Below are 22,525 nucleotides of genomic sequence, written 5' to 3' on the forward strand. Positions count from 1 at the left end.
CATTAAGGATAAATACGATATGACAATCGACATTCTGGTTCCCGATTTACCCGAATCTGTGGCTGACGCAACCATTGCCACATGGCACAAACAGCCAGGTGACTCGGTAACCCGTGACGAAGTACTGGTTGATATTGAAACAGATAAGGTCGTGCTGGAAGTGCCTGCCCCTGCTGATGGGGTGTTGGAGTCCATCATTGAAGATGAAGGGTCAACCGTATTAGCGAAACAGGCCATCGCTAAGATCAAAGAAGGTGCCGTCGCAGGTGAGCCAACCAAAGACGTTCCTGCACAATCAGAGTCTTCACCTGACAAGCGCCATACGGCTTCTCTTGAGGAGGAGACGAACGACGCGTTAAGTCCCGCGGTACGTCGTTTGCTCGCGGAGCATGATCTCTCAGCAGACGCAGTGAAAGGCACAGGCGTGGGTGGACGCATTACGCGAGAAGATGTTGAAGCACACCTTAAGAGCCAGCCAGAGCAGGGTGAGCAAAAAGCACAAAGCCAAGACGTGCCACCTGTGGCGGAACGCGGCGAGAAGCGTGTGCCAATGACGCGTCTGCGTAAGCGTGTCGCTGAGCGCTTGTTAGAAGCGAAAAACAGTACCGCGATGCTCACCACGTTCAACGAAGTGAACATGAAGCCAATCATGGACCTGCGTAAGCAATACCGTGACAGCTTCGAAGAGCGTCACGATATTCGCCTCGGCTTTATGTCTTTCTATGTCAAAGCGGTGGTAGAGGCCTTGAAGCGTTACCCAGAAGTCAACGCGTCCATCGATGGTGATGATATCGTTTATCATAACTATTTTGATGTCAGCATGGCGGTATCCACACCACGTGGCTTGGTCACACCAGTGCTGCGCGATTGCGACAAGCTGGGCTTTGCGGATATTGAAAAGGGCATTCGCGATTTGGCGATTAAAGGCCGTGATGGCAAGCTCACCGTTGATGAACTGACAGGCGGTAACTTCACCCTCACTAATGGCGGTGTGTTTGGCTCATTAATGTCAACGCCGATCATTAACCCTCCTCAAGCAGCCATTCTTGGCATGCACAAGATCCAAGACCGCCCGATGGCGGTGGATGGCAAGGTCGAAATCTTGCCGATGATGTACCTCGCGCTTTCTTATGATCACCGTTTGATTGACGGTCGTGAATCGGTAGGCTTCTTGGTGACCATCAAAGAACTTCTAGAAGACCCAACACGTCTGCTTCTGGACGTTTAATGGCGTTTCCCCGTGTTGGCGGGGGCGTCATTTTGAGGGGACGGAGGTCCCCTCACTTGGAAAGCAAAAAGACACAATAATGGACACTAACACGGATAGAACATCATGAATCTGCACGAATATCAGTCAAAGCAGCTGTTCGCTGAATATGGTCTACCAGTTTCAGAGGGCTATGCTTGCGATACTCCACAAGAAGCTGCCGAAGCAGCCGATAAAATTGGCGGAAACAAATGGGTAGTAAAATGCCAAGTCCACGCCGGTGGCCGTGGTAAAGCGGGTGGCGTAAAACTGGCCAACTCCAAAGAAGAAATCCGCGAATTTGCGCAACAATGGCTAGGTAAAAACCTGGTGACCTTTCAAACCGACGAAAACGGTCAACCCGTAAGCAAAATTTTGGTTGAGTCATGCACCGATATTGCCAAAGAGCTTTATCTGGGTGCGGTTGTCGATCGCGGCTCTCGTCGTGTTGTCTTTATGGCATCGACTGAAGGCGGTGTTGAAATCGAGAAGGTGGCGGAAGAAACTCCTGAGCTAATCCATAAAGCATCGATCGATCCGCTCGTGGGTCCCCAACCATACCAGGGCCGTCAACTGGCGTTTAAATTGGGCCTAGAAGGTGAACAAATTAAGCAGTTTACCAAAATCTTTGTGGGTATCGGTCAGCTATTTTTGGATAAAGATATCGCATTGGTTGAGGTTAACCCTCTGGTTATTACTGACCAAGGTAACTTGCACTGCTTGGATGCGAAATTGGCCATTGATAGCAACGCTGTTTATCGCCAGCCAAAGGTACGTGCAATGCACGACCCGAGCCAAGATGATGAGCGAGAGGCCCACGCCGCACAGTGGGAGCTTAACTATGTTGCGCTCGACGGCAACATTGGCTGCATGGTTAACGGCGCGGGCTTGGCCATGGGCACCATGGACATTGTTAATTTACACGGTGGCAGCCCAGCTAACTTCCTCGATGTGGGTGGTGGCGCGACCAAAGAGCGTGTAACAGAAGCGTTTAAAATCATTCTGTCTGACAGCAACGTCAAGGCTGTCTTGGTGAATATCTTCGGCGGTATTGTGCGCTGCGATCTTATCGCAGATGGCATCATTGGTGCGGTCGAAGAAGTTGGCGTTAAAGTTCCTGTGGTGGTTCGCCTCGAGGGAAATAATGCTGATGTCGGTGCCAAGAAACTGGCCGATAGTGGTTTGAATATCATTGCGGCAACATCGCTAACCGAAGCCGCTCAAAAAGTCGTTGCTGCCGCGGAGGGTAAATAACAATGTCAGTGCTGATTAATAAAGATACCAAGGTAATCTGCCAAGGTTTTACAGGTGGACAAGGTACGTTTCATTCAGAGCAAGCGATTGAGTATGGAACACAAATGGTCGGCGGTGTCTCACCGGGTAAAGGCGGTACGACACACCTAGGTTTGCCTGTGTTTAACACGGTGGCCGATGCGGTCGAGGCGACAGGTGCGACCGCATCAGTGATTTATGTCCCTGCCCCTTTTTGTAAAGACGCGATCCTAGAAGCGATCGATGCCGGTATCGAGCTGATTGTATGTATTACCGAAGGTATCCCAACGCTGGATATGCTGGAAGTAAAAGTGAAGCTAGATCAAGCAGGCGTGCGGATGATTGGCCCTAACTGTCCAGGTGTGATCACCCCGGATGAGTCTAAGATCGGCATTATGCCAGGCCACATTCATCAGTCTGGCAAAGTGGGTATTGTGTCACGCTCAGGCACATTGACCTATGAAGCCGTCAAACAAACCACTGACGAAGGCTTTGGCCAGTCTACCTGTGTCGGCATTGGTGGGGACCCTATCCCAGGCTCAAACTTTATCGACATTTTAGAAATGTTTGAAAAGGATCCGGCGACCGAGGCGATCGTGATGATCGGTGAGATTGGCGGGACAGCAGAAGAGGAAGCGGCGGCTTACATTAAGGCCAATGTGACCAAGCCCGTTGTGGCTTATATTGCTGGGGTAACGGCACCTCCAGGTAAGCGCATGGGTCATGCGGGAGCAATTATTTCTGGTGGTAAAGGAACCGCAGACGATAAATTTGCTGCCCTTGAAGCAGCGGGCGTTACGACGGTTAAAAGCCTGGCTGATATTGGTAAAGCATTGCGCGAGAAAACAAGCTGGTAAGCCAGACAATATAATCGCATCAATTAAAGCCGCTCTGATGAGCGGCTTTGTTATGCAATCAACTTTGTTGTTATGAGTTTGAACGACTGGGTAGTAGTTGAGCCAACATAAAGACACTGGCTGCTGCCACCACCACAGACGGGCCTGCAGGCGTGTCATAAAACCAAGAGCCTGCCATGCCTAGCATCACCGCAGCCATCCCAATGAGGCTAGCAAACGAGGCCATTTGCTCTGGGGTTGAGGCGATACGCCGTGCCGTTGCCGCGGGAATGATCAACATGGAGGTAATAATCAACGCCCCAACAAATTTCATTGCCAGCGCGATGACCAAGCCTATCAGTAACATTAACAGCAGCCGCAGCTTTTCTACCGCAATACCTTCTACTTTGGCAAGCTCTTCGCTGACGGTCATCGATAGCAATTGCTCCCAGTAATAGGCCAACACCCCCAGTGTTAGGCAGGCACCGATCGCTAACCATGTAAGATCAGCAAACGAGACCGCCAACAGGTCGCCAAACAAATAAGCCATGAGATCGACGCGCATATTGTCTAAAAAACTTACCGAGACCAGCCCCAGTGACAGGGCACTGTGAGCCAATATACCGAGCAAGGTATCAGTAGAGACCAGATGTTGGCGCTGTAGTCCCACCAATAAAACCGCTAGGAGTAAACAGGTGATCACGAGTGCGAGGTTTAAGTCGATTTGTAGCAAAAAGCCTAACGCTAACCCGAGCAGTGAGGCGTGAGCGAGGGTATCGCCAAAGTAGGCCATCCGCCGCCAGACCACAAATGAGCCCAAAGGGCCGGCTATGGCGGCGATCAATAAGCCGCCCATGATAGGGGCAAGTAAGAACTCAATCATGATGATGCTCTTGGTGTTCGCAGCTTACAGGTTGCCCTGCAAGATCATGTTTATGATGATGATGGTGGTGGTAGAGCGCAAGTTGCTCACTGGTTTGGCGACCAAACATTGCCACATAAGAAGGGTGCTGCGAGATAGCATCGGGCTCACCGGAGCAGCAGACATGATGCTGCAAACAAATCACTTCATCGGTTTTGGCCATGACTAAATGCAAGTCATGTGAGACCATGAGTACTGCGCACCCAAGGCTATCGCGCAACTGGCTAATCAGGCTATACATCTCCAACTGACCACTGACATCAACCCCTTGTACTGGTTCATCTAATACGAGCACATCAGGGTGCTTTAAAATCGCGCGGGCGAGCAGCACGCGTTGGGTTTCACCGCCAGAGAGAGTATGCATATTCGCATATTGCAAGGATTCGGCATTGACCGTTTGTAGCGCGTGGCTAATCTGCGCATTGGTATAGCGTGTGCCTAGACGAATAAAGCGATCAACCGTGAGTGGCAGGGTTTGATTCAACTGCAACTTCTGAGGCACATAACCGATTTTTACGTCTCGGGCTATCTGTACTTTGCCAGCGCTCGGCTTAACTAAACCGATCAGTGCTTTAACAAGCGTTGATTTTCCTGCGCCATTGGGGCCAATTAGCGTGGTAATTTGCCCACGCTTTAGTTGCATTGAAACCTTGTCCAGCACATGGCGGCCATTGAAGGTCACCGTCACCGCATCGAGCGAGACTAGCGAGTCAGTCATAGTGAAAAAAAGCATTGTGAATTAGAATTGTTATATTATAACATTTATCGCCAGTGAGAAAACATAAGAATGAGAGGAAAGATGACTGCGCGTATTATTGGGGTATTTATTGCACTACTACTGGCATTGCCTGCGCAAGCCACGTCGGTAATGACATCGATTAAGCCTTTACAGCTGATCGCGGCAGGGCTTGTGACACAAGACGATACCGTCGATGTGTTGTTGCCGCCGGGGGCATCACCGCATAGCTATGCCCTAAAGCCATCGGACATACGCGGTTTAAACCAAGCGGATGTGACGGTTTGGGTGGGACCCGAGCTAGAGCTTTTTCTGTCTAAATTGTTGGAAGATAAACCGTCGGTATTGACCTTGACGCAGGTCGAGAATATGCCTTTGCGCCATTTTGATGGCGGGCACCATCATCATCATGGTCACGATCATGGCGAGCACAATATTGACCCGCACCTTTGGTTGGGACCAAAAACGACCCGAGTCGCGGCGCAAGCCATTACAGACGCACTGATTGAGGCCGCGCCTGATAAAGCAGAGCAATATCAGGCCAACCTGACTCGCTTTAATGAACAGCTTGATCAAACCGTTGCCGATATTCAGCAAGATCTCGCCAGCCGTATTCAATCAGGGTATTTTGTCTTCCATGATGCCTATGGTTACTTTGAGGATGCTTTTGGCCTCGAAAAAACAGGCCATTTTACGGTTGATCCCAGTCAAAAGCCTGGGGCGAAAACCCTGGTGACGATTCGCCGAGGTTTGCTTAATCATGACGCGACCTGTATCTTCACTGAGCCGCAGTTTAATCCCGCACTGATTGATGCTGTGACACGACACAATGACGTCAATGTGCTTGCCTTGGATCCATTGGCGACATCCATTCCGGTAGCGCCTGATAGCTATCAGGTGTTTTTAAAAGATTTAGGAAATCGTTTCACACGTTGTTTAAAGCATGAAACTACTGACTAACTGGCTCGCTGTGACAGCCAGACTGCCTCGCCAGCACAAGCTGGCTCTTGCTTCATTATCTCTTTTGGTTGGTGCTGCCCTGGTGTGGCAGCCCCACCCGTTTTCTCCCAAAGAACGGCAATCACTGCCGGCGGTCAATCAACGCCAAGAGCCGGCGACAGTGGATCACAGTGAACCGATTGAGCAAAGCATGGATGCGAACGATCCTGCTTTGAGTGTGCCTGAAGACGCACTCGAGCAAGACATCACATCTGAGGCGCCCCGTGTTCATCACCACACCGTCGCGGCAGGGGATACACTCGGCGAGATCTTCTCACAGTATGGTCTGTCTATCGGTCAGCTCTACCAAATGCTGGATGTGAACGATAAAGCTGGCGATATTCGCCGTGGCCAAAAAATGGAATGGCAAGTTGACGAGGAAGGTCAACTGTTGACGTTCACCGTTTATCAATCGATTAAATATCGTGACGACTACCAGTTCGGACAAGGTACCGTTGACTATCAGCGTTTGGAAACCAAAGGCGAGTTTGAAAGTGTGACCTTGATTGGACGGGTGAACAGTAGCTTTTATCAGCAGGCGCGCCAATCGGGACTCACGCCTAATCAGATTCAAAATCTGGTCTCGGCGCTACAGTGGCGGTTTGACTTCGGACGTCAATCGCGTCGCGGCGACCAGTTTGCGGTACAAGTAAACAGAGAGTTTATTGACAATAAACCCGTGTCATCGGGTAAGGTCACGGCCATGCTCTACAAGTCGGGCGGTCGAGACATTTTTGTCTATCGTCATCATGATGGACGCTTTTATGATCAGCAAGGGCAGAGTCTGGATCGCGCGCTCCGTCGTTATCCCACCGCAAAGCGCTATCGTATTAGCTCATCGTTCAACCCACATCGTAAACACCCGATCACCGGGCGTATTTCACCGCATAATGGCACTGACTTCGCGACGCCAGTCGGTACCTCAGTATTGGCCGCCGGTGATGGTGTTGTCGTTAAAGCACGCAAACATCGGTTAGCGGGTAATTACGTGGTGATCAAACACGGGCGTGAGTATTCTACCCGATACTTACATTTAAACCGGATTTTAGTGAAGCCGGGCGATCATGTGTCGATGGGGCAGAGAATTGGTTTGAGTGGTAATACCGGTCGCTCAACGGGGCCCCATCTTCATTTCGAATTGCTCAAATATGGCCACCCAGTCAATGCGATGAAGGTGCCGCTGCCTGAAGCGCATCCGGTTCCTAATGACGAGCGTAGGGCGTTTCAGCGTCAAGCTAAACGTACCCATCAGGCGTTGGCGCAGCGATTAAATGGGTAATGAGTGTCAATTATGTGAGGCCTAGCTCACATTTAGGGTTGCAGGGTTTTATTTAGAGGCAGGTCGCACGACACTACGTCACTGAATCCTGCAACCTGTCTCTCTTCTCGTACATGAAACGCCAATGTCTCTGTTTGTTATGGCTGGCTCTCATCTTTCCTTGCCTACCTTTGCAGGCGCATGATGCGTTGCTCTCATCGTTTCAGTCATACGGCGGTCTTAATGGCCTCGGTGATGTCCGTGATGTGGCGGTGCAGTCATCTGGCGGTATGTGGCTGCTGGATAGCCAAGGACGCATTTATTTTTTTGATGGCCATCAGCGTCATCCACTCAACGATGCCCTTACCTTGCCTGATGAAAAGATACTGACCATTGCGTATGCTCACCAGGCGCTTTGGATGGCAGGGAGAGAACATGTTTATCGTTTCCAGCCAAGTACCAATACGCTTACCGCTTTCCCATTGCCCGATGCCGTTGCACAGACGCGCACTGATTCTGCGCCTCACCCCCGCCAATCGCCACGACTGGCGACGATCAATAATACGCTATGGCACATTCAAAGCGGCCAGATAAGCGTCTATCAACGGGAAGATAAGGAATTTCACGTGTGGCGAACGGGTCCGTGGCGTGCCAATAATGTGTGGTTCACGGCGGGCCATCGACTGTTTGCGGTCGGGACAAGCTTATATCAATTCAGCGACGGGGGGATACGCCAACTGACACGTTTATCTACGCCGATTACAGCGATCACGGCGAAACAAGACAGAGCATGGGTCAGTACCGAAAAGCGTGTTTATCTGCTGGCATTGTCGGGCAATCAAGTACAAGCCCAGCACGTGCTGAATACTCGTGGGAACTACCATAGAATGACGGTCGGGTCGGGCGGGTTGTGGGCCGCTAATCACAATGGGTTATTTCGACTTTCCCTCGATGGCGTCGCGACGCCGGCTTGGCAGCCAGGCGATCAGCGGATTGCTGGCCAAAGCATTACTTTTTTATGGGCAGATTTTGAGGGGGGGATCTGGTTTTCAACCGATCAGGCGACACGTTACCGTGCACCAGGGCAACGTTGGATCACTCATCAACACCGCGTCTTCCCCAGCGTGTTTACTCATGGTTTTATGGCGCAAAGTAACCCTTGGGCGCTAGAGGGGGACAGTTGGCGCGATTTAAGTGGGTATCGCACCCTACCGTCGCCCTCGGTCGTACCAAGCGACAAATACCTCAGTGCTACCCGAGACGCTCAGCGCCTTTGGTGGTCAACACCGTCAGGTACGCAAGGGATTAATACGCTAACAGGGGCAAGCATCGTCATCCCCGATCGGTTGGCAACCCTGCCTGCTGAGCATTTGTATACTGATGCCGAGGGCACAATCTGGTTATCGGTTGGCGATCAGGTGATGCGCTACTGGCCGGACACAAAGACGTTAGTCAGTTATGGCACACGATGGCAGCCTCATCACGCGGGTAAGGTGTTAGGCTTTTATGATGATGGCCGCGGCAATGTTTGGATCCGTGATCAGTATGGGTTAACACGGTATCGAGAGGGGCAGTTTAAGTCGGTCCCCTTGGCAAAAGACCGGCTACCTGTGCAGGATATGTATACCGACGAACGAGGTCGTTTATGGCTCACCAGTGCCCATGGCTTATACCAATACGATCCTAGCGCGCCAGACGCCGCGTCATTGGTTTACTTGTCACTACCCGGTGAGCGATTCCACTGTGTCACGGGTAACCGCGATGGCATATGGGCCTACAGTAACCAAGCATTGGTACACATTGCTCCGCGAGGGTTTGTGCGCACATTTCGTCTCCCCTCTGAGGCGGAAAAAGTAGCCTGTTACGCGACCCAAGCCCATCAGCTCACGCTGCTGGCAGGGGATTATACCTACCAGATAGATACTGACCAATTGGCTTTTTCTTTGCGTAAACCGCCAAACGTCGTGATTGGCGCTGTTTGGCAGCAACGTAAGCGTTGGCGTATTGGCCCTCGACAGCAAACGGCGGTGACATTACTCGAGCAAAGCCCCGCCTATCTCGCGTGGGGGAGTTGGCCACCCGAACGACAAGTGACACGCGTACATTATCAGCTCGTGCCTTATCAGCACGCTGGGCAGCCAATGGCTGATAAATTGGCTGCTTGGCAGCAAACCGGTAGTGATACGATTTCCTTGGCCAATATGGTGGGCGGGCACTATCAATTACGTATTGCTATCCCGCGTGATGGCGCCTCCCATACTGTGTTAGACATCTCTGTCTCCCTGCCTCTATTGCCTCACATTATCAATGGCATGGTACTGGCCTGCTTTGTGAGCCTGGTGCTTGCGGCTGTCATCTTAGCCTTGAGACAACGTCACTTGTCGGCGGTGCACATAGACACATCGAGCGTGCCCACATCTGGGTCGCGGGATGACATCTCAGCTGCCACATATCCTCTTGGATGTGAATCGCCCTCATCACTGGCACTGGATTCAGGCCAAGCCAATCAGCAATGGACCGCCGAGTTTGAGAATGTTATCGCGGCTAGGTACCAAGATCCTGACTTTTCAATGGCTCAGATAGCTGGCGCGTTAGCGATGTCAGAGCGTAATTTGCAACGTAAGTGTCGACAGTATTTTGGTGTGACAGTGACCGCCTATGTGACGCAGAAACGGCTGAGTGATGCCGCTACGCGCTTGCAGCATGGCCATGCCGTGGCGGATGTGGCTGAAGCGTGTGGCTATCGCGATCCGGCCTACTTTAGCCAACGGTTTAAAAGCTACTTTGGTGTTAGTCCCTCGCATTATCGACGCACGACGACTGATGTGACCGTGGCAGATATCGATGACTAGCGCCGGTGTGAGACCTCAGGTAACGAAATACGTGTAAAAGAAAACGTGGCATAACCGGGGAGCCATGCCACGGGTGTCAACGACACCTTCGCTTGCTGCCGAGGGCGGGGAACCGCCCTGGTAAAAAAGGGGCTGGTCAGATGTGTACTCCCTTAACCAGTGGCGTCAATATACCCTAATGTGAGCTGGTATTGTTATGACGAAACCGCCAATCTCATTTTGACAGATCTTCGGCTAACCTATTGATAAAAAATTACTTATGCCGTTTTTATTTTGGTTTTGACGAAAATGACGAAGTGCACTTACGCCTTGATGACTAATCCACTGGCGGCGAGGGTCTCTCTCAGCTGGTCGATGAGGGGCTGGGCTTGTTCACGAGGACGATGCCCCACTTGTAGGTGGCCCCAAATCGGATTTGGCCATACCGGATCCGTTTTAAACCGAGCAACATGGTGGAGATGGAGCTGGGGAACCAGGTTGCCAATCGCGGCGATATTGAGCTTGTCAGGGTGAAATAAACGCTCAAGACAGCGCGCGACTATGGCCGACTCTTGCCACAGCGATTGCTGCTCAGTATCGTCAAGGTGGTGAATTTCTTCGATGTCCCGCTTACGTGGGATCAGCAAAAGCCATGGACCAATATCGGCATGCGCAAGGCGTAACTGACAAAGTGGGAAATCACCGACATACGCGCTATCGGCGGCTAATCGTGAGTGGAGAACAAAGGACATATAAACTCCTGATTGCAATGCGAGTGCTTAGCTTACATCACAACTTGCCTTTGGGTCACAAACTCCTCACCGAATAGGCGGATTCGCCTCATAAGAAACAAAAAGCAAGTACGCTTAACACAATGTTGAAAGCTAAATGTGTCGACGAATGCGAGAGGAGGTGGCATGCACTATCAAGACGTCCTAGCTTTTTGGTTTGGCGACGAGCGTAGTGAGTCGGTTCCTTCGTCCGCCGCGCAGGCACGATGGTTTGGCGGTCGCCAAGACGTTGATGATGCGATTCGCGAGCGATTCCAATCTTGGGTCAGTGCCGCTGGCGCGGGTACATTAAATGACTGGGCCCAGATCCCAGAGGGGCGTTTGGCATTGATTATTCTGCTCGATCAATTCCCGCGAAACTTATATCGCGGGTTGGCAGCCGCCTATCGATATGATGCCTTGGCGTTGGCGCTATGTAAGGCAGGGCTGGCGAAAGGCGACGACCAAGCCTTAACGCCGCTTCAGCGGGTGTTCTTCTATCTCCCCTTAGAGCATGCTGAAGAAGAAACAGACCAAGAAGAAGCATTGTTTCGGTTTGATCAACTGCGTCAGCAAGTGAGTGGGGAGGCAACGGCTTGGTACCAACAATGCTTTGATTATGCACGCCAACATTACGACATCATCGCCACCTTTGGTCGATTTCCTCATCGCAATGCGGTGATGGGACGGTTATCGACCCCCGAGGAACGGTTATGGCTTAGCGAAACGGATCAGCATTTTGGTCAGGGATAAAAAAGCGCCCACTTGCAATAAGTGGGCGCAGCGCTTCTGTGCTTATCCGAACAACACAGATAAGCCAACCTGGTTACATGCGCTCTAGCGTGTCGATCCCCAACAGATCTAAGCCTTGCTTGATGGTCTTGGCCGTCAATGCCGCCATTCTGAGGCGGCTTTGGCGAGTGTCCCCTTCAGAAAGCAAGATAGGGCACGCTTCGTAGAAGCTGGAGAATAAACCAGCCAGCTCAAACAGATAGCTACACATCAGGTGAGGTTGACCCTCGCGCGCTACCGATTTAACCGCTTCTTCAAACTGAAGCAGTTTGGCGACCAGCGCTTTTTCTTTCTCATGCTCAATCAGCATTTCACCGTCGAGCGCATCACGGTCAACCCCAGACTTGGCAAAGACTGACGCCACACGTGTATAGGCATACTGCATATAAGGGGCGGTGTTGCCCTCGAAGGCCAGCATGTGATCCCAGTCGAAGATATAGTCCGTGGTACGATGCTTTGACAGATCGGCATATTTGACGGCTGCCATCGCCACCGTGGTTGAGATATCGCGCTGCGTCTCAGCATCCATCTCAGGATTTTTCTCAGCGATCAGCGCTTTAGCACGCGTTTCTGCTTCATCGAGTAAGTCAGCAAGACGAACGGTGCCACCTGAGCGTGTCTTAAAGGGTTTACCGTCTTTGCCGAGCATCATGCCAAAAGCGTGGTGCTCAAGGCTGACCGAGTCCGGCACATAGCCTGCTTTGCGTACAATGGTCCACGCTTGCATCAGGTGCTGGTGCTGGCGTGAGTCAATAAAGTAGAGCACACGGTCGGCATTGAACTGCTCGTAGCGATATTTAGCGCAAGCAATATCCGTGGTGGTATACAAATAGCCACCATCACGTTTTTGGATGATCACACCCATTGGCTCGCCGTCTTTGTTTTTGTACTCGTCGAGGAAGACAACTTGCGCGCCATCGTCTTCTACGGCAATCCCTTTGGCTTTTAAGTCTTCAACAATACCGGGCAGCATATCGTTATACAGACTTTCACCCATCACGTCTTTATTGCTCAATGAAACATTCAGGCGATCATAGTTACGTTGGTTTTGCTCCAACGTCACTTTCACCAGTTTTTCCCACTTTTCTTTGCAATAGGCATCGCCGCGCTGCAGGCGAACCACGTAATCGCGCGCTGTTGCAGCAAAGGTGTCATCTTCATCGTAACGGGCTTTGGATTCACGATAGAAGTTTTCGATATCGCCAAGCTCCATGGAAATATCGTCACCGCGTGACTCGTGTAATTCTAAGTTGGCAATGAGCATGCCGAACTGGGTTCCCCAGTCACCTAGGTGGTTGGCGCGGGTGACGTTGTGACCCAAAAACTCCAGTGTGCGTACGACAGCATCACCAATAATGGTGGAGCGAAGGTGGCCAACGTGCATTTCTTTTGCCACGTTGGGGGCTGAATAGTCCACCACAATGTTTTGTGTGTCTTGTTTGTCGACACCGAGGCGTGCGTCCGACAGGGCGGCATCCGCTTGCTTTGCCAACCACTGATCATTCAAAAAGATATTGATAAAGCCAGGACCAGCGATTTCTGTTTTACTCGCCACATCACCTAAATCGAGGGCGTCCAACACTTTCTGGGCAAATTCACGGGGATTTGTACCGAGCTTTTTGGCTGCGCCCATCACACCATTGGCTTGATAGTCACCAAATTGTGGCTTCGCAGACTGACGCACTGCCGCTGGCGTGCCCTCAGGCGCACCCGCCGCAACCATCGCGGCAGACACTTTTTCGTTAAGAAGACTTTGAATATTCACTTGCTTACCTTTACTACTAGCCGGGCTGATTATGAATGACCCGTTTTGTGGGCTTCCAGCTTATTAATACAAGAATCCGCCAACACTGCACTGCCACGTAACCAAGCGTGCAAACACAGTGTTGGCGGGATGCTGTATTGTTGCGAACCATGACGTCAATCGACGCGGATTATCCCTAATGATACCCATAAAACAGCAGGCATTGGCAATAGTTATTCAACACCATCCTTGATATCTTTCGCGACTGGAAGACAACGAGCACCTTAAAACCTTGAGAGGTCACTGTGCATGATGCCAGCAATTGGACACCCCTGATGCGAGATCAAGCAGCTTTTACAGATAAAATCAATCAGTTGCTAGAAGTGCTGGCCTTTCATCCTTATGCACTCGCGCCAATCATTACCAGCGAAGCCAGTGCTTAAGCACTGGCTCAACCAATGTTGTCGTTTTACAAGATCACGGTTTTATTGCCATGGACAAACACACGGTCCTCGGTGACAGACTCGATGGCCTGACTCAATACGCTCTTTTCTACATCTCGACCTGCTTTGGCCATATCTTGTGCGCTAAAGCTGTGATCAACATGAATCACGTCTTGGCCAATAATCGGTCCCTCATCTAAATCATTAGTGACAAAATGCGCCGTCGCGCCAATGATTTTAACCCCACGCTCGAATGCTTGGTGGTAGGGACGGGCCCCGATAAACGCAGGCAAAAAGCTGTGATGGATATTGATGATGCGATGCGGATACTGGGCGACAAAGTCAGGTGTCAGAACTCGCATGTATTTCGCGAGAATAATGTAGTCAGGCTGATGGGATTGAATCGCTTTGAGCATCGCTTGCTCGTGCTCTTCACGACTCAGACCTTCATGGCTGACATAATGAAAAGGAATATCAAAGCGCTCAGTCAGATGTTGTAGTTTGTCGTAATTACCCACCACTGCGGCAATATCAATCTCGAGCGAGCCATCATAAGCTTTCATTAGAATGTCGCCGAGGCAGTGGGATTCTTTGGTGACCATGATGACGACGCGTTTGCGGCGCGAGCTAATCAGCTGGCGCTGGCTGCCAGGCGGTAGCGCATGGTCAAGGTCGAGAAGCAGGGTATGATCGTTAAAAATCCCCTCTAGCTCAGTGCGCATATAAAACTGCCCAGTGACATTATCAACATACTCTCGGTTGTGAATAATGTTGAGCTGATGTTTATAGCAAATGTTGGTGATGGTCGCGATGAGCCCTTGGGCGTCAGGACAGTCCGTGAGAAGTGTTTTTCGTTCCATGTTGGTCGTGTACTGCTGATGACTAAACCCTCGGTTGTACCCTGTCTCAGCCGCAAGGTCAAAGTGATTTTACGATGCGTCACGGGTTTCTCAGGGGAGTGGTTTCATCCCGTAGAGGGGTTTGGCATAATAGCGGCTTTCCCCCTGTGTATTTATACAATGATCCGTAAGGTTTTCTCAGACACCGGTGCGCTGGCTAAAGCGATTGATGGTTTTGTGCCTCGCCAGCCGCAAACAGATATGGCGATTGCTGTTGATACGGCCATTCGTGACCAAGGCCAGCTAGTGGTGGAAGCGGGCACAGGAACCGGGAAAACCTATGCCTATCTCGCCCCCGTTTTATTAAGTGGTAAAAAGGCCATCATCAGCACTGGCTCGAAAAATCTGCAAGAGCAGCTTTACCACCGTGATTTACCGCTGATGAAGTCAGCCTTGGGCTACACAGGGACGACCGCCTTATTGAAAGGTCGCGTTAATTACCTGTGTCCAGAGCGACTCGAGCGACAAATTAGTGAGTGCCATCGTCCCGACAGCGAGCCTGGGCAATTGAGTCAGCTGGTTAAAATTCGTGAGTGGTCGTCCCATACCGAGTCGGGGGATCTAAGTGAATGTGACGCACTGGCTGAAGACAGCCCCCTGATCCCTGTGGTGACGTCCACCAATGACAATTGCCTTGGTAAAGATTGCCCGAGCTACGAAGATTGCTACGTGGTCAAAGCGCGGCGTCGTGCGATGGATGCCGACGTGGTGGTGGTTAACCATCACCTCTTTTTGGCTGATGTTGCTATCAAAGAAACGGGGTTTGGCGAGTTGATCCCAGAAGCAGACGTGATGGTGTTTGATGAAGCGCACCAGCTGCCCGATATCGCCAGTCAGTATTTTGGTCAATCGCTATCTAGTCGACAATTGCAAGATGTTGCCAAAGACATTCATATCGCCTATCGCACTGAGCTACGGGATACGCGTCAACTGGAAAAAGTCGCTGATCGTCTTTCGCAAGCGGCGATGGATATGCGCTTGGTGATGGGCGAGCCCGGATATCGAGGTAATTGGCGTGAACTTCAGGCTTCGCCCAGCGTAGAGAAAGAGTTGGTACGATTGGCTGACGCGCTCGATCTTGCCCATGACGTGGTAAAACTATCACTCGGCCGAAGTCAATTGCTTGACGCTGCGTTTGACCGGATTACCTTATTTAAAGCGCGGCTTGCACGCTTAAAAGACACCTCAATCACCGGGTACTCCTACTGGTACGAATGTACGCGGCATCACTTTAGCCTCAATATTACCCCCTTATCGGTGGCGGATCGTTTTCGTGAGCAAATGGCCGAACAGGGGGGCGCTTGGATTTTTACCTCCGCAACCTTGGCTGTTGAAGGGGACTTCGCGCACTTTAACCACCGCCTAGGGATTGACGCTAAGCAGCAAATGACGCTGGAAAGCCCCTTTGATTATCCCAATCAGGCGAGGCTTTGCGTGCCCCGACACGTGCCGGAAACCAATAGTTTTCGTCGAGCCAACAAACTGGCCGCATTATTGGGACCGGTGATCGAACGTAACCAAGGGCGTTGCTTTTTCCTATGCACGTCGCATCAAATGGTACGAGAGCTATCAGCCTTGTTTCGTGAGCAGCTGTCATTGCCCGTCCTCATGCAAGGAGAGATGCCCAAGCAGCGCCTATTGAAAGAATATTTGTCGTTGGGCAATGCGTTGCTGGTGGCGACGGGCGCCTTTTGGGAGGGCATTGATGTGCGTGGGCAAGCACTTAGTTGTGTGATCATCGATAAACTCCCATTTGCCTCCCCCGATGATCCTTTATTAAAAGCACGAATAGAAGATTGTAAATTGCAAGGGGGCGATCCCTTTGCTCAGGTACAGATCCCCGAAGCGGTGATCACCCTAAAACAAGGGGTGGGGCGTCTTATTCGGGATCAACAAGATTTTGGTGCACTGGTTATTTGTGACAACCGATTGGTGACCCGCGCATACGGCGCAACCTTTTTGCGCAGTTTGCCGGCGATCCCTCGCACGCGGGACTTACACCACATCGACGATTTTTTGTCGGGCAGTGACACCAACAGCAACATAATGAACTCGTATTCATTCGATCAACCGATAGAGGGTTAAATGACGCTACGAATATTGGCCGTAGATACGGCGACCGAAAACTGCTCTGTCGCACTGTGCTGTGATGACCAGATTATCACGCGCAGCGAAATTGCACCGCGTGAGCATACCAACAAGATCCTCCCCATGGTTGATGAAGTATTGGCAGAAGCGGGGGTTGAACTGGGGCAGTTAGATGCGCTGGCATTTGGCCGCGGGCCAGGAAGCTTCACCGGTGTGCGTATTGGCATTGGTATTGCACAAGGTTTAGCGTTTGGGGCGGATGTACCCATGATTGGTGTCTCAACATTGGCGGCGATGGCAGCACAAAGCTATCGGCTACACAACGCGACCCAAGTACTGGCGGCGATTGATGCGCGTATGAGTGAACTCTATGTCGGCCAATATCGGCGGACTGACACTGGCGCATGGCAGTGTGTCGGTGAAGAGAGGGTCGTCGCCCCGGAAGCACTCACCCCTGACTGTACTGAGGGAGTGTGGACATTGGCAGGAACCGGTTGGGCAGCCTATCCTGATCTAGCCGCTCGCTTGGCATTGCAGACGGCGTCGTCAGAGGTGTTATACCCCCAAGCACAAGATATGCTGGAGATTGCTAAGCATGCGTATCATGCGGGGGACATGGTCGCAGCGGAACTTGCTAGCCCCACATATCTGCGGGACAAAGTCACTTGGAAAAAGTTACCCGGGCGCGAATAACCCCCATGAGGCCGGCAGCATAGGACGTGAATATGGTATCGATTAACGGTGTATCCTCCCCACAGACAAACCGGCCTAACCACCCCCAGCGCACAGGCAAAAAGCCGCAAACCACGCGCAAGCAAACGCCCAAGACGACACAGGTGGCTAAGGCGGTGCGCCAACGTGTCGATCCCGCCGCGATTGCGCAAGCCGAGCAGGCGAAGCAAGAGTACGTGCAATATGATTTGCCGGACGGTCGCGGCCGTCAAGCGATGGCTTCCTATTTCGCGGTGTTAAATCAAGCCAGGCGAGAGGAACTGATCAACTTAGTGGGCGTCGATATCTATGTATGATGTGGCGTGAAAGGAGCCTGATATGAAATCTTACTTGTTTGCCTTATGCGGCGTGCTATTACTGAGTGGCTGTACCAGTTTGCCTGAGTCATTAAAAGGCCGGATGGACCAGCCCGTGACCGAATACCCGGTGGTCGCGAAAATGACCCAAGCAAATCAAGGAGAAGAGGTACGCCTTGGGGGCTTGATTGTCGGGGTGAATAATCGTGAGCAGGACTCCGTGGTTGAAATCGTGGCCTTGCCCACGTCGACAGCGGGTCGGCCTGATATCGATGCCTCTTCACTGGGGCGCTTCAAAGCGATTTTTACTGGCTTTATTGAACCGGCTGATTATGCCAAAGGCCGGCCAATAACGGTGTTGGGCGACTTTCAGGGCCGTCAGGCGGGAAAAGTGGGGGATTACTCCTATGATTACCCCGTGCTTAGGGTAAAAGGGCATCAGCTTTGGGATATTGAACAGCATGTGGTTGATGATGACAGACCTTATTGCTACGGCTTGTACTGCTCCCGAGTGCGCATTGGCGTTGGCACGGGACGGGTGCAAAGCGTGATTAGTTTACCTTATTAGCCCTCAAATGGGATCGTGATGATGACACCGCCATTGACGGAGACATTCGAGGCATTATTGGCGTCTGATCCGGCAGCACTCGGGTTATCGTCTGGCTTAACGCCGACCTCGATGCGACTTAATGATGTGACAGTGGCAGCGGCAATACGCCCGGCGACCGGCTTAGCGCCAACATTGGTTTTTTTACATGGTTGGCAAGACAACCTGGCGAGTTTTCATTCGCTGATCCCCATGCTGCCCCAAGAATACGGGTTACTGATGTTTGATTGGCCTGGGCATGGTTTGTCTGAGCATAAAGCCGGGGATTATCATTACCCGTTTTTCGATTATCTCGACAGTTTGCATCAAATCCTTCACCAGACACCTTGTTCGCAATCGGAGAATTCGCAATCGGAGAAAACAGGGCCCGTCATATTGGTGGGGCACTCATTGGGAGGGTTAGTGGCTAGCTGTTACGCGGCCAGTTTTCCTGAGTCGATCGCGGGGGTTGTCTCGATAGAAGCGTTGGGGCCCATTGTTGAACCTGAACATAAAATCACCGAACGCATGGCGAAAAGTCTTAATCAGCGCTTAAATTCAGTGCAAAAAACACCACGTCTCTTTGATTCTGCGATGAAGGCGCTACAATTGCGCGCATCCATTAATAAAGTCGCCGGTCAGTTATTGATGCCACTGGTTGCTCGCGGGATTGAGACATGCAGCCATGGTGTGCGTTGGCGTCATGATCCCAAACTTGGTGGTGAGTCCCTGTATCGCATGGCGCCCGGCCATGGAGAGTCGATTATTCGAGCGATTGAGTGCCCTGTGCTGGCGATTCGCGCGACAGATGGGTATCCTGCGCTTCGCTCTGCCGATGCCGCGCAACGAGCCACGTGGTTTAAGCAATTGACACTCATTGAGATCCCCGGGACACACCATTGTCACCTTCAGCAACCGCAACAAACTGTGTCGTTAATAACGGATTTTGTGACCAAAATTCAAACGCGCACTTAAAATGCTCGTGTAAAAATAATGTTAACGCTATGGTGGGCAGGTTAAACACCTGTTTGAATTATGCCTCGCGTCGATCGAAGCAGGCAAAATAGCCTGCAAGTTAACACATAGGAGAAAGCCAGTGGAAAAGGTATGGCTTAATCGTTACCCGTCGGACGTGCCGGCGGAAATAGATCCAGATGCCCATCGCTCTCTGGTCGAGATGTTTGAACATTCTGTCCAGCAGTACGCGGATCAAACTGCCTTCATGAATATGGGGCAGGTCATGACATTTCGTAAACTGGAAGAGCGCAGCCGTGCGTTTGCTGCCTATCTACAAAACGAGCTGAAATTGAAAAAAGGCGATCGCGTTGCCATTATGATGCCGAACTTGCTGCAATATCCGATTGCCTTGTTTGGTATTTTACGAGCCGGTTGTGTGGCCGTGAACGTGAACCCGTTATACACCCCTCGTGAGCTTGAGCACCAATTAACGGATGCCGGAGCAAAAGCGATTGTGATTGTGAGTAACTTTGCTCACACGCTAGAGAAAGTGGTCGACAATACGCCGGTTAAACACGTGGTACTGACCAGTTTGGGCGAACAGTTGCCACGTGCCAAAGGGACCCTGGTTAACTTCGTGGTCAAATACGTCAAAAAAATGGTGCCCAAGTATCATTTGCCGCATGCCACCTCCATGCGCCAAGCGCTGCGCCGAGGCCGACGTATGCAATATGTGAAGCCTTTTTTGAAAGGCGAAGACATTGCGTTTTTACAATATACCGGTGGCACCACGGGGTTAGCGAAAGGCGCCGTGCTCACGCATAGAAATATGTTAGCTAACGTTTATCAAGCTAAAGGGACGTATCAGCCGGTACTTAATGCAGGTGAGGAGTTAGTGGTCACCGCATTGCCGCTTTATCACGTCTTCGCGCTCACGGTGAATTGCCTATTGTTTATTGAAATGGGTGGACAAAATCTACTGATCACCAATCCACGCGATATTCCAGGTTTTGTCAAAGAGCTACAAAAGTATCCGTTTACAGCCATTACAGGTGTGAACACGCTGTTTAATGCGCTGCTCCATAACGAAGACTTCCATGAGTTGGACTTTTCTAACTTGCGCTTGACCGTCGGTGGTGGCATGGCCGTGCAAAGGGCGGTCGCGGAAAATTGGAAAAAGCTGACTGGCAAGCATCTGCTTGAAGGATACGGGTTAACGGAATGTTCGCCACTGGTAGCGGCCTATCCTTATGATTTACGTGACTACAACGGCTCCATTGGATTGCCCGTGCCATCGACCGAGGTGCGCATCGTCGATGATCAGGGTGACGATGTGGCGGACAACCAGCCGGGTGAGTTGTTAGTGCGTGGCCCGCAAGTGATGCAAGGGTATTGGAATCGTCCAGAGGCGACACGAGAAAGTATCGACGAACAAGGTTGGTTAGCCACTGGTGATGTGGTGCAGTTCGATGATGATGGTTTCTTACATATTGTCGATCGCAAAAAGGACATGATCCTTGTCTCTGGTTTTAATGTGTATCCTAATGAAGTGGAAGATGTCGTTGCGTTGCATGACAAGGTGCTAGAAGTTGCCGCCATTGGCCAGCCAGATGAGAATTCTGGGGAAGTGGTTAAAATTTGTGTGGTCAAAAAAGATCCGTCGCTTACGCGAGATGATCTTGTGGCGCACTGTCGCAAACACCTCACTGGATACAAGGTGCCACGGGTGGTGGAATTTAGAGATGAACTGCCTAAAACCAATGTGGGTAAAATTCTGCGTCGAGAGCTACGCGATGAACCACAAGCCACCGAGCAAAAAGCGTCAGCTTAATGCGAACCGATCCAGAAAAGGGTAAACTGTCGATAACGAATCACGAAATGCCGGCCTCGCCGGCATTTTCTTTATGGGCTTTTTTGTGAACTATCAACAAATCACCACCGATCAACAGCTGGTCGATATCTGCACACACTTCCGTGACCAAGCCGTTGTGATGCTTGATACCGAGTTTGTCCGTACGCGTACCTTTTATGCACAACTGGGGCTGGTTCAGATTTATGATGGCGAGCAACTGGTGCTGGTTGACCCGCTAGCCATTGATGATCTTTCCCCGTTATGGGCGCTGTTGACTGACACCCAGGTCACCAAGGTGTTACATGCGAGTAGCGAAGACTTAGAGGTTTTTCAGCACTACGCGGGCGTATTGCCAACTCCCATGATAGACACCCAAATCGTCGCCGCTTTTTTAGGTCATGGCGTCTCCGAGGGCTTCGCAAGCTTAGTGGAGCGTTATGTCGGCGTGAGCTTAGATAAAGGAGAATCGCGCACTGATTGGTGTGCGCGTCCCTTAACCGAAAAGCAACAACAGTATGCGGCGGCTGATGTCTATTACTTGCTGCCGCTTTATCAAGCGCTGACGCAAGCCCTATCCGATACGCAGTGGCATGACGCCATGGTAGAAGAGTGTGGTCTGTTGTGCCGTAAAAAGCAGTGGGTTAAGCCGGATGAAGCGGCTTATCTCGATATTAAGTATGCGTGGCAGCTTAAGCCTCAACAGTTAGCGGTATTGCAAACCCTTGCCAAGTGGCGAGCGAAGGAAGCGCGTCGCCGGAATATGGCTCTTAACTTTATCGTTAAAGAGCAAAACCTCTGGAAAATGGCGCGTTATGGTATTCGTACCGTTGAGCAAATGAACGAGCATGGGTTCGACAAATTTGAAGTACGCTATCACGCGCAAACCTTGATAAAGTTGGCCACCCAAGCGGATAAAACCCCGTTAGCCAAATGCCCGCCGGCCATCACACGTTTAGTTGATGAACCCGGGTATAAGTCGGTGATTAAAGCGATGAAGGAGCAGGTGCAAGCCCAGGCCGATAGATCAGGCTTAGCGCCTGAGTTTATTGGCTCCAAAAAGCAGCTTAATCAATTGATTACTTGGGTATGGCGAGAGGAGTGTCAAGAAGATAAACGCCCTGACTTAGCCTCGGGGTGGCGCTTTCGATTAGTGGGAGAAACATTGCTGACGATGATCCCTAACGCCCCAGGGGCATCGTCATCATCTCGCGCATAAACAAAAGCGGTGGCCTTGAGCCACCGCTTTCTGTATTCGCCCGTTGTGGT

General features: G+C 51.2%; 19 protein-coding genes. 14 read left to right on the forward strand and 5 right to left on the reverse strand.

From position 1 onward, the window contains the following. Positions 1–19 precede the first annotated feature (19 nt). The 3 genes from odhB to sucD all read left to right on the forward strand — a co-directional run bounded on the left by odhB (position 20) and on the right by sucD (position 3,375). Complete coding sequence (odhB, locus tag BGL48_RS03805; protein ID WP_069361413.1) at positions 20–1,228, forward strand: 2-oxoglutarate dehydrogenase complex dihydrolipoyllysine-residue succinyltransferase; 1,209 nt, start codon at positions 20–22, stop codon at positions 1,226–1,228. Between the two features lie 105 nt (positions 1,229–1,333). Beyond that, complete coding sequence (gene sucC / locus BGL48_RS03810; RefSeq protein ID WP_069361414.1) at positions 1,334–2,500, forward strand: ADP-forming succinate--CoA ligase subunit beta; 1,167 nt, start codon at positions 1,334–1,336, stop codon at positions 2,498–2,500. A gap of 2 nt (positions 2,501–2,502) precedes the next feature. Next, entirely contained in the window at positions 2,503–3,375 is an 873-nt protein-coding gene (sucD, locus tag BGL48_RS03815; RefSeq protein ID WP_046073551.1) for a succinate--CoA ligase subunit alpha, read from the forward strand. 70 nt (positions 3,376–3,445) lie between these two features. On the opposite strand, the gene znuB is transcribed toward sucD, so the two are convergent. After that, positions 3,446–4,237 carry a zinc ABC transporter permease subunit ZnuB gene (gene znuB / locus BGL48_RS03820; protein WP_069361415.1) on the reverse strand — a complete coding sequence of 264 codons (792 nt, stop codon included), beginning with the start codon at positions 4,235–4,237 and terminating at the stop codon, positions 3,446–3,448. After that, on the reverse strand, positions 4,230–4,994 hold the full coding sequence (gene znuC / locus BGL48_RS03825; RefSeq protein ID WP_069361416.1) for a zinc ABC transporter ATP-binding protein ZnuC: 765 nt from the start codon (positions 4,992–4,994) through the stop codon (positions 4,230–4,232). The genes znuB and znuC overlap by 8 nt, the downstream gene beginning before the upstream one ends. Before the next feature lie 81 nt (positions 4,995–5,075). Here znuC and znuA point away from each other — a divergent pair, with 81 nt between their 5' ends. From znuA to BGL48_RS03840, 3 genes are all read left to right on the forward strand, one after another. Then, positions 5,076–5,972 carry a zinc ABC transporter substrate-binding protein ZnuA gene (znuA, locus tag BGL48_RS03830; protein WP_069361417.1) on the forward strand — a complete coding sequence of 299 codons (897 nt, stop codon included), beginning with the start codon at positions 5,076–5,078 and terminating at the stop codon, positions 5,970–5,972. Continuing rightward, a complete protein-coding gene (mepM, locus tag BGL48_RS03835) occupies positions 5,956–7,290 on the forward strand; it encodes a murein DD-endopeptidase MepM (protein WP_069361418.1) in 1,335 nt (444 codons plus the stop codon). The genes znuA and mepM overlap by 17 nt, the downstream gene beginning before the upstream one ends. A gap of 134 nt (positions 7,291–7,424) precedes the next feature. Further along, positions 7,425–10,121 carry an AraC family transcriptional regulator gene (locus tag BGL48_RS03840; RefSeq protein ID WP_176719633.1) on the forward strand — a complete coding sequence of 899 codons (2,697 nt, stop codon included), beginning with the start codon at positions 7,425–7,427 and terminating at the stop codon, positions 10,119–10,121. Between the two features lie 302 nt (positions 10,122–10,423). On the opposite strand, the gene BGL48_RS03845 is transcribed toward BGL48_RS03840, so the two are convergent. Further along, entirely contained in the window at positions 10,424–10,852 is a 429-nt protein-coding gene (locus tag BGL48_RS03845; RefSeq protein ID WP_069361420.1) for an HIT domain-containing protein, read from the reverse strand. Positions 10,853–11,017: 165 nt separating this feature from the next. Here BGL48_RS03845 and BGL48_RS03850 point away from each other — a divergent pair, with 165 nt between their 5' ends. After that, positions 11,018–11,623, forward strand: coding sequence for a DUF924 family protein (locus BGL48_RS03850; protein ID WP_069361421.1), 606 nt, complete (start codon positions 11,018–11,020; stop codon positions 11,621–11,623). Between the two features lie 73 nt (positions 11,624–11,696). Here the strand turns inward: BGL48_RS03850 and argS are convergent, their stop codons facing one another. Both argS and purU read right to left on the reverse strand, forming a co-directional pair. Then, positions 11,697–13,427 (reverse strand): arginine--tRNA ligase, encoded by a 1,731-nt coding sequence (gene argS, locus BGL48_RS03855; RefSeq protein ID WP_069361422.1) that lies wholly within the window; start codon positions 13,425–13,427, stop codon positions 11,697–11,699. Between the two features lie 448 nt (positions 13,428–13,875). Next, positions 13,876–14,709 (reverse strand): formyltetrahydrofolate deformylase, encoded by an 834-nt coding sequence (purU, locus tag BGL48_RS03860; RefSeq protein WP_069361423.1) that lies wholly within the window; start codon positions 14,707–14,709, stop codon positions 13,876–13,878. 159 nt (positions 14,710–14,868) lie between these two features. On the opposite strand from purU, the gene BGL48_RS03865 reads away from it, so the two are divergent. The 7 genes from BGL48_RS03865 (at position 14,869) to rnd (ending at position 22,475) form a co-directional block, all read left to right on the forward strand. Then, positions 14,869–16,833, forward strand: a complete 1,965-nt coding sequence (locus BGL48_RS03865) for an ATP-dependent DNA helicase (protein ID WP_069361424.1) — start codon at positions 14,869–14,871, stop codon at positions 16,831–16,833. After that, positions 16,834–17,529 carry a tRNA (adenosine(37)-N6)-threonylcarbamoyltransferase complex dimerization subunit type 1 TsaB gene (tsaB, locus tag BGL48_RS03870; protein ID WP_069361425.1) on the forward strand — a complete coding sequence of 232 codons (696 nt, stop codon included), beginning with the start codon at positions 16,834–16,836 and terminating at the stop codon, positions 17,527–17,529. Between the two features lie 32 nt (positions 17,530–17,561). Then, on the forward strand, positions 17,562–17,864 hold the full coding sequence (locus BGL48_RS03875; RefSeq protein WP_069361426.1) for a hypothetical protein: 303 nt from the start codon (positions 17,562–17,564) through the stop codon (positions 17,862–17,864). Positions 17,865–17,886: 22 nt separating this feature from the next. Then, on the forward strand, positions 17,887–18,432 hold the full coding sequence (locus BGL48_RS03880; RefSeq protein WP_069361427.1) for a Slp family lipoprotein: 546 nt from the start codon (positions 17,887–17,889) through the stop codon (positions 18,430–18,432). A gap of 18 nt (positions 18,433–18,450) precedes the next feature. Next, the gene (locus BGL48_RS03885) at positions 18,451–19,425 is read left to right on the forward strand and encodes an alpha/beta fold hydrolase (protein ID WP_255377315.1); all 975 of its coding nucleotides are present in this window, start codon (positions 18,451–18,453) and stop codon (positions 19,423–19,425) included. A gap of 121 nt (positions 19,426–19,546) precedes the next feature. Continuing rightward, positions 19,547–21,238 (forward strand): long-chain-fatty-acid--CoA ligase FadD, encoded by a 1,692-nt coding sequence (gene fadD / locus BGL48_RS03890; protein ID WP_069361428.1) that lies wholly within the window; start codon positions 19,547–19,549, stop codon positions 21,236–21,238. A gap of 85 nt (positions 21,239–21,323) precedes the next feature. After that, entirely contained in the window at positions 21,324–22,475 is a 1,152-nt protein-coding gene (gene rnd, locus BGL48_RS03895; protein ID WP_069361500.1) for a ribonuclease D, read from the forward strand. Positions 22,476–22,525: the final 50 nt, after the last annotated feature.

The organism is Salinivibrio sp. SS3 (assembly GCF_001722105.1).
GTDB classification, from domain to species: domain Bacteria; phylum Pseudomonadota; class Gammaproteobacteria; order Enterobacterales; family Vibrionaceae; genus Salinivibrio; species Salinivibrio kushneri.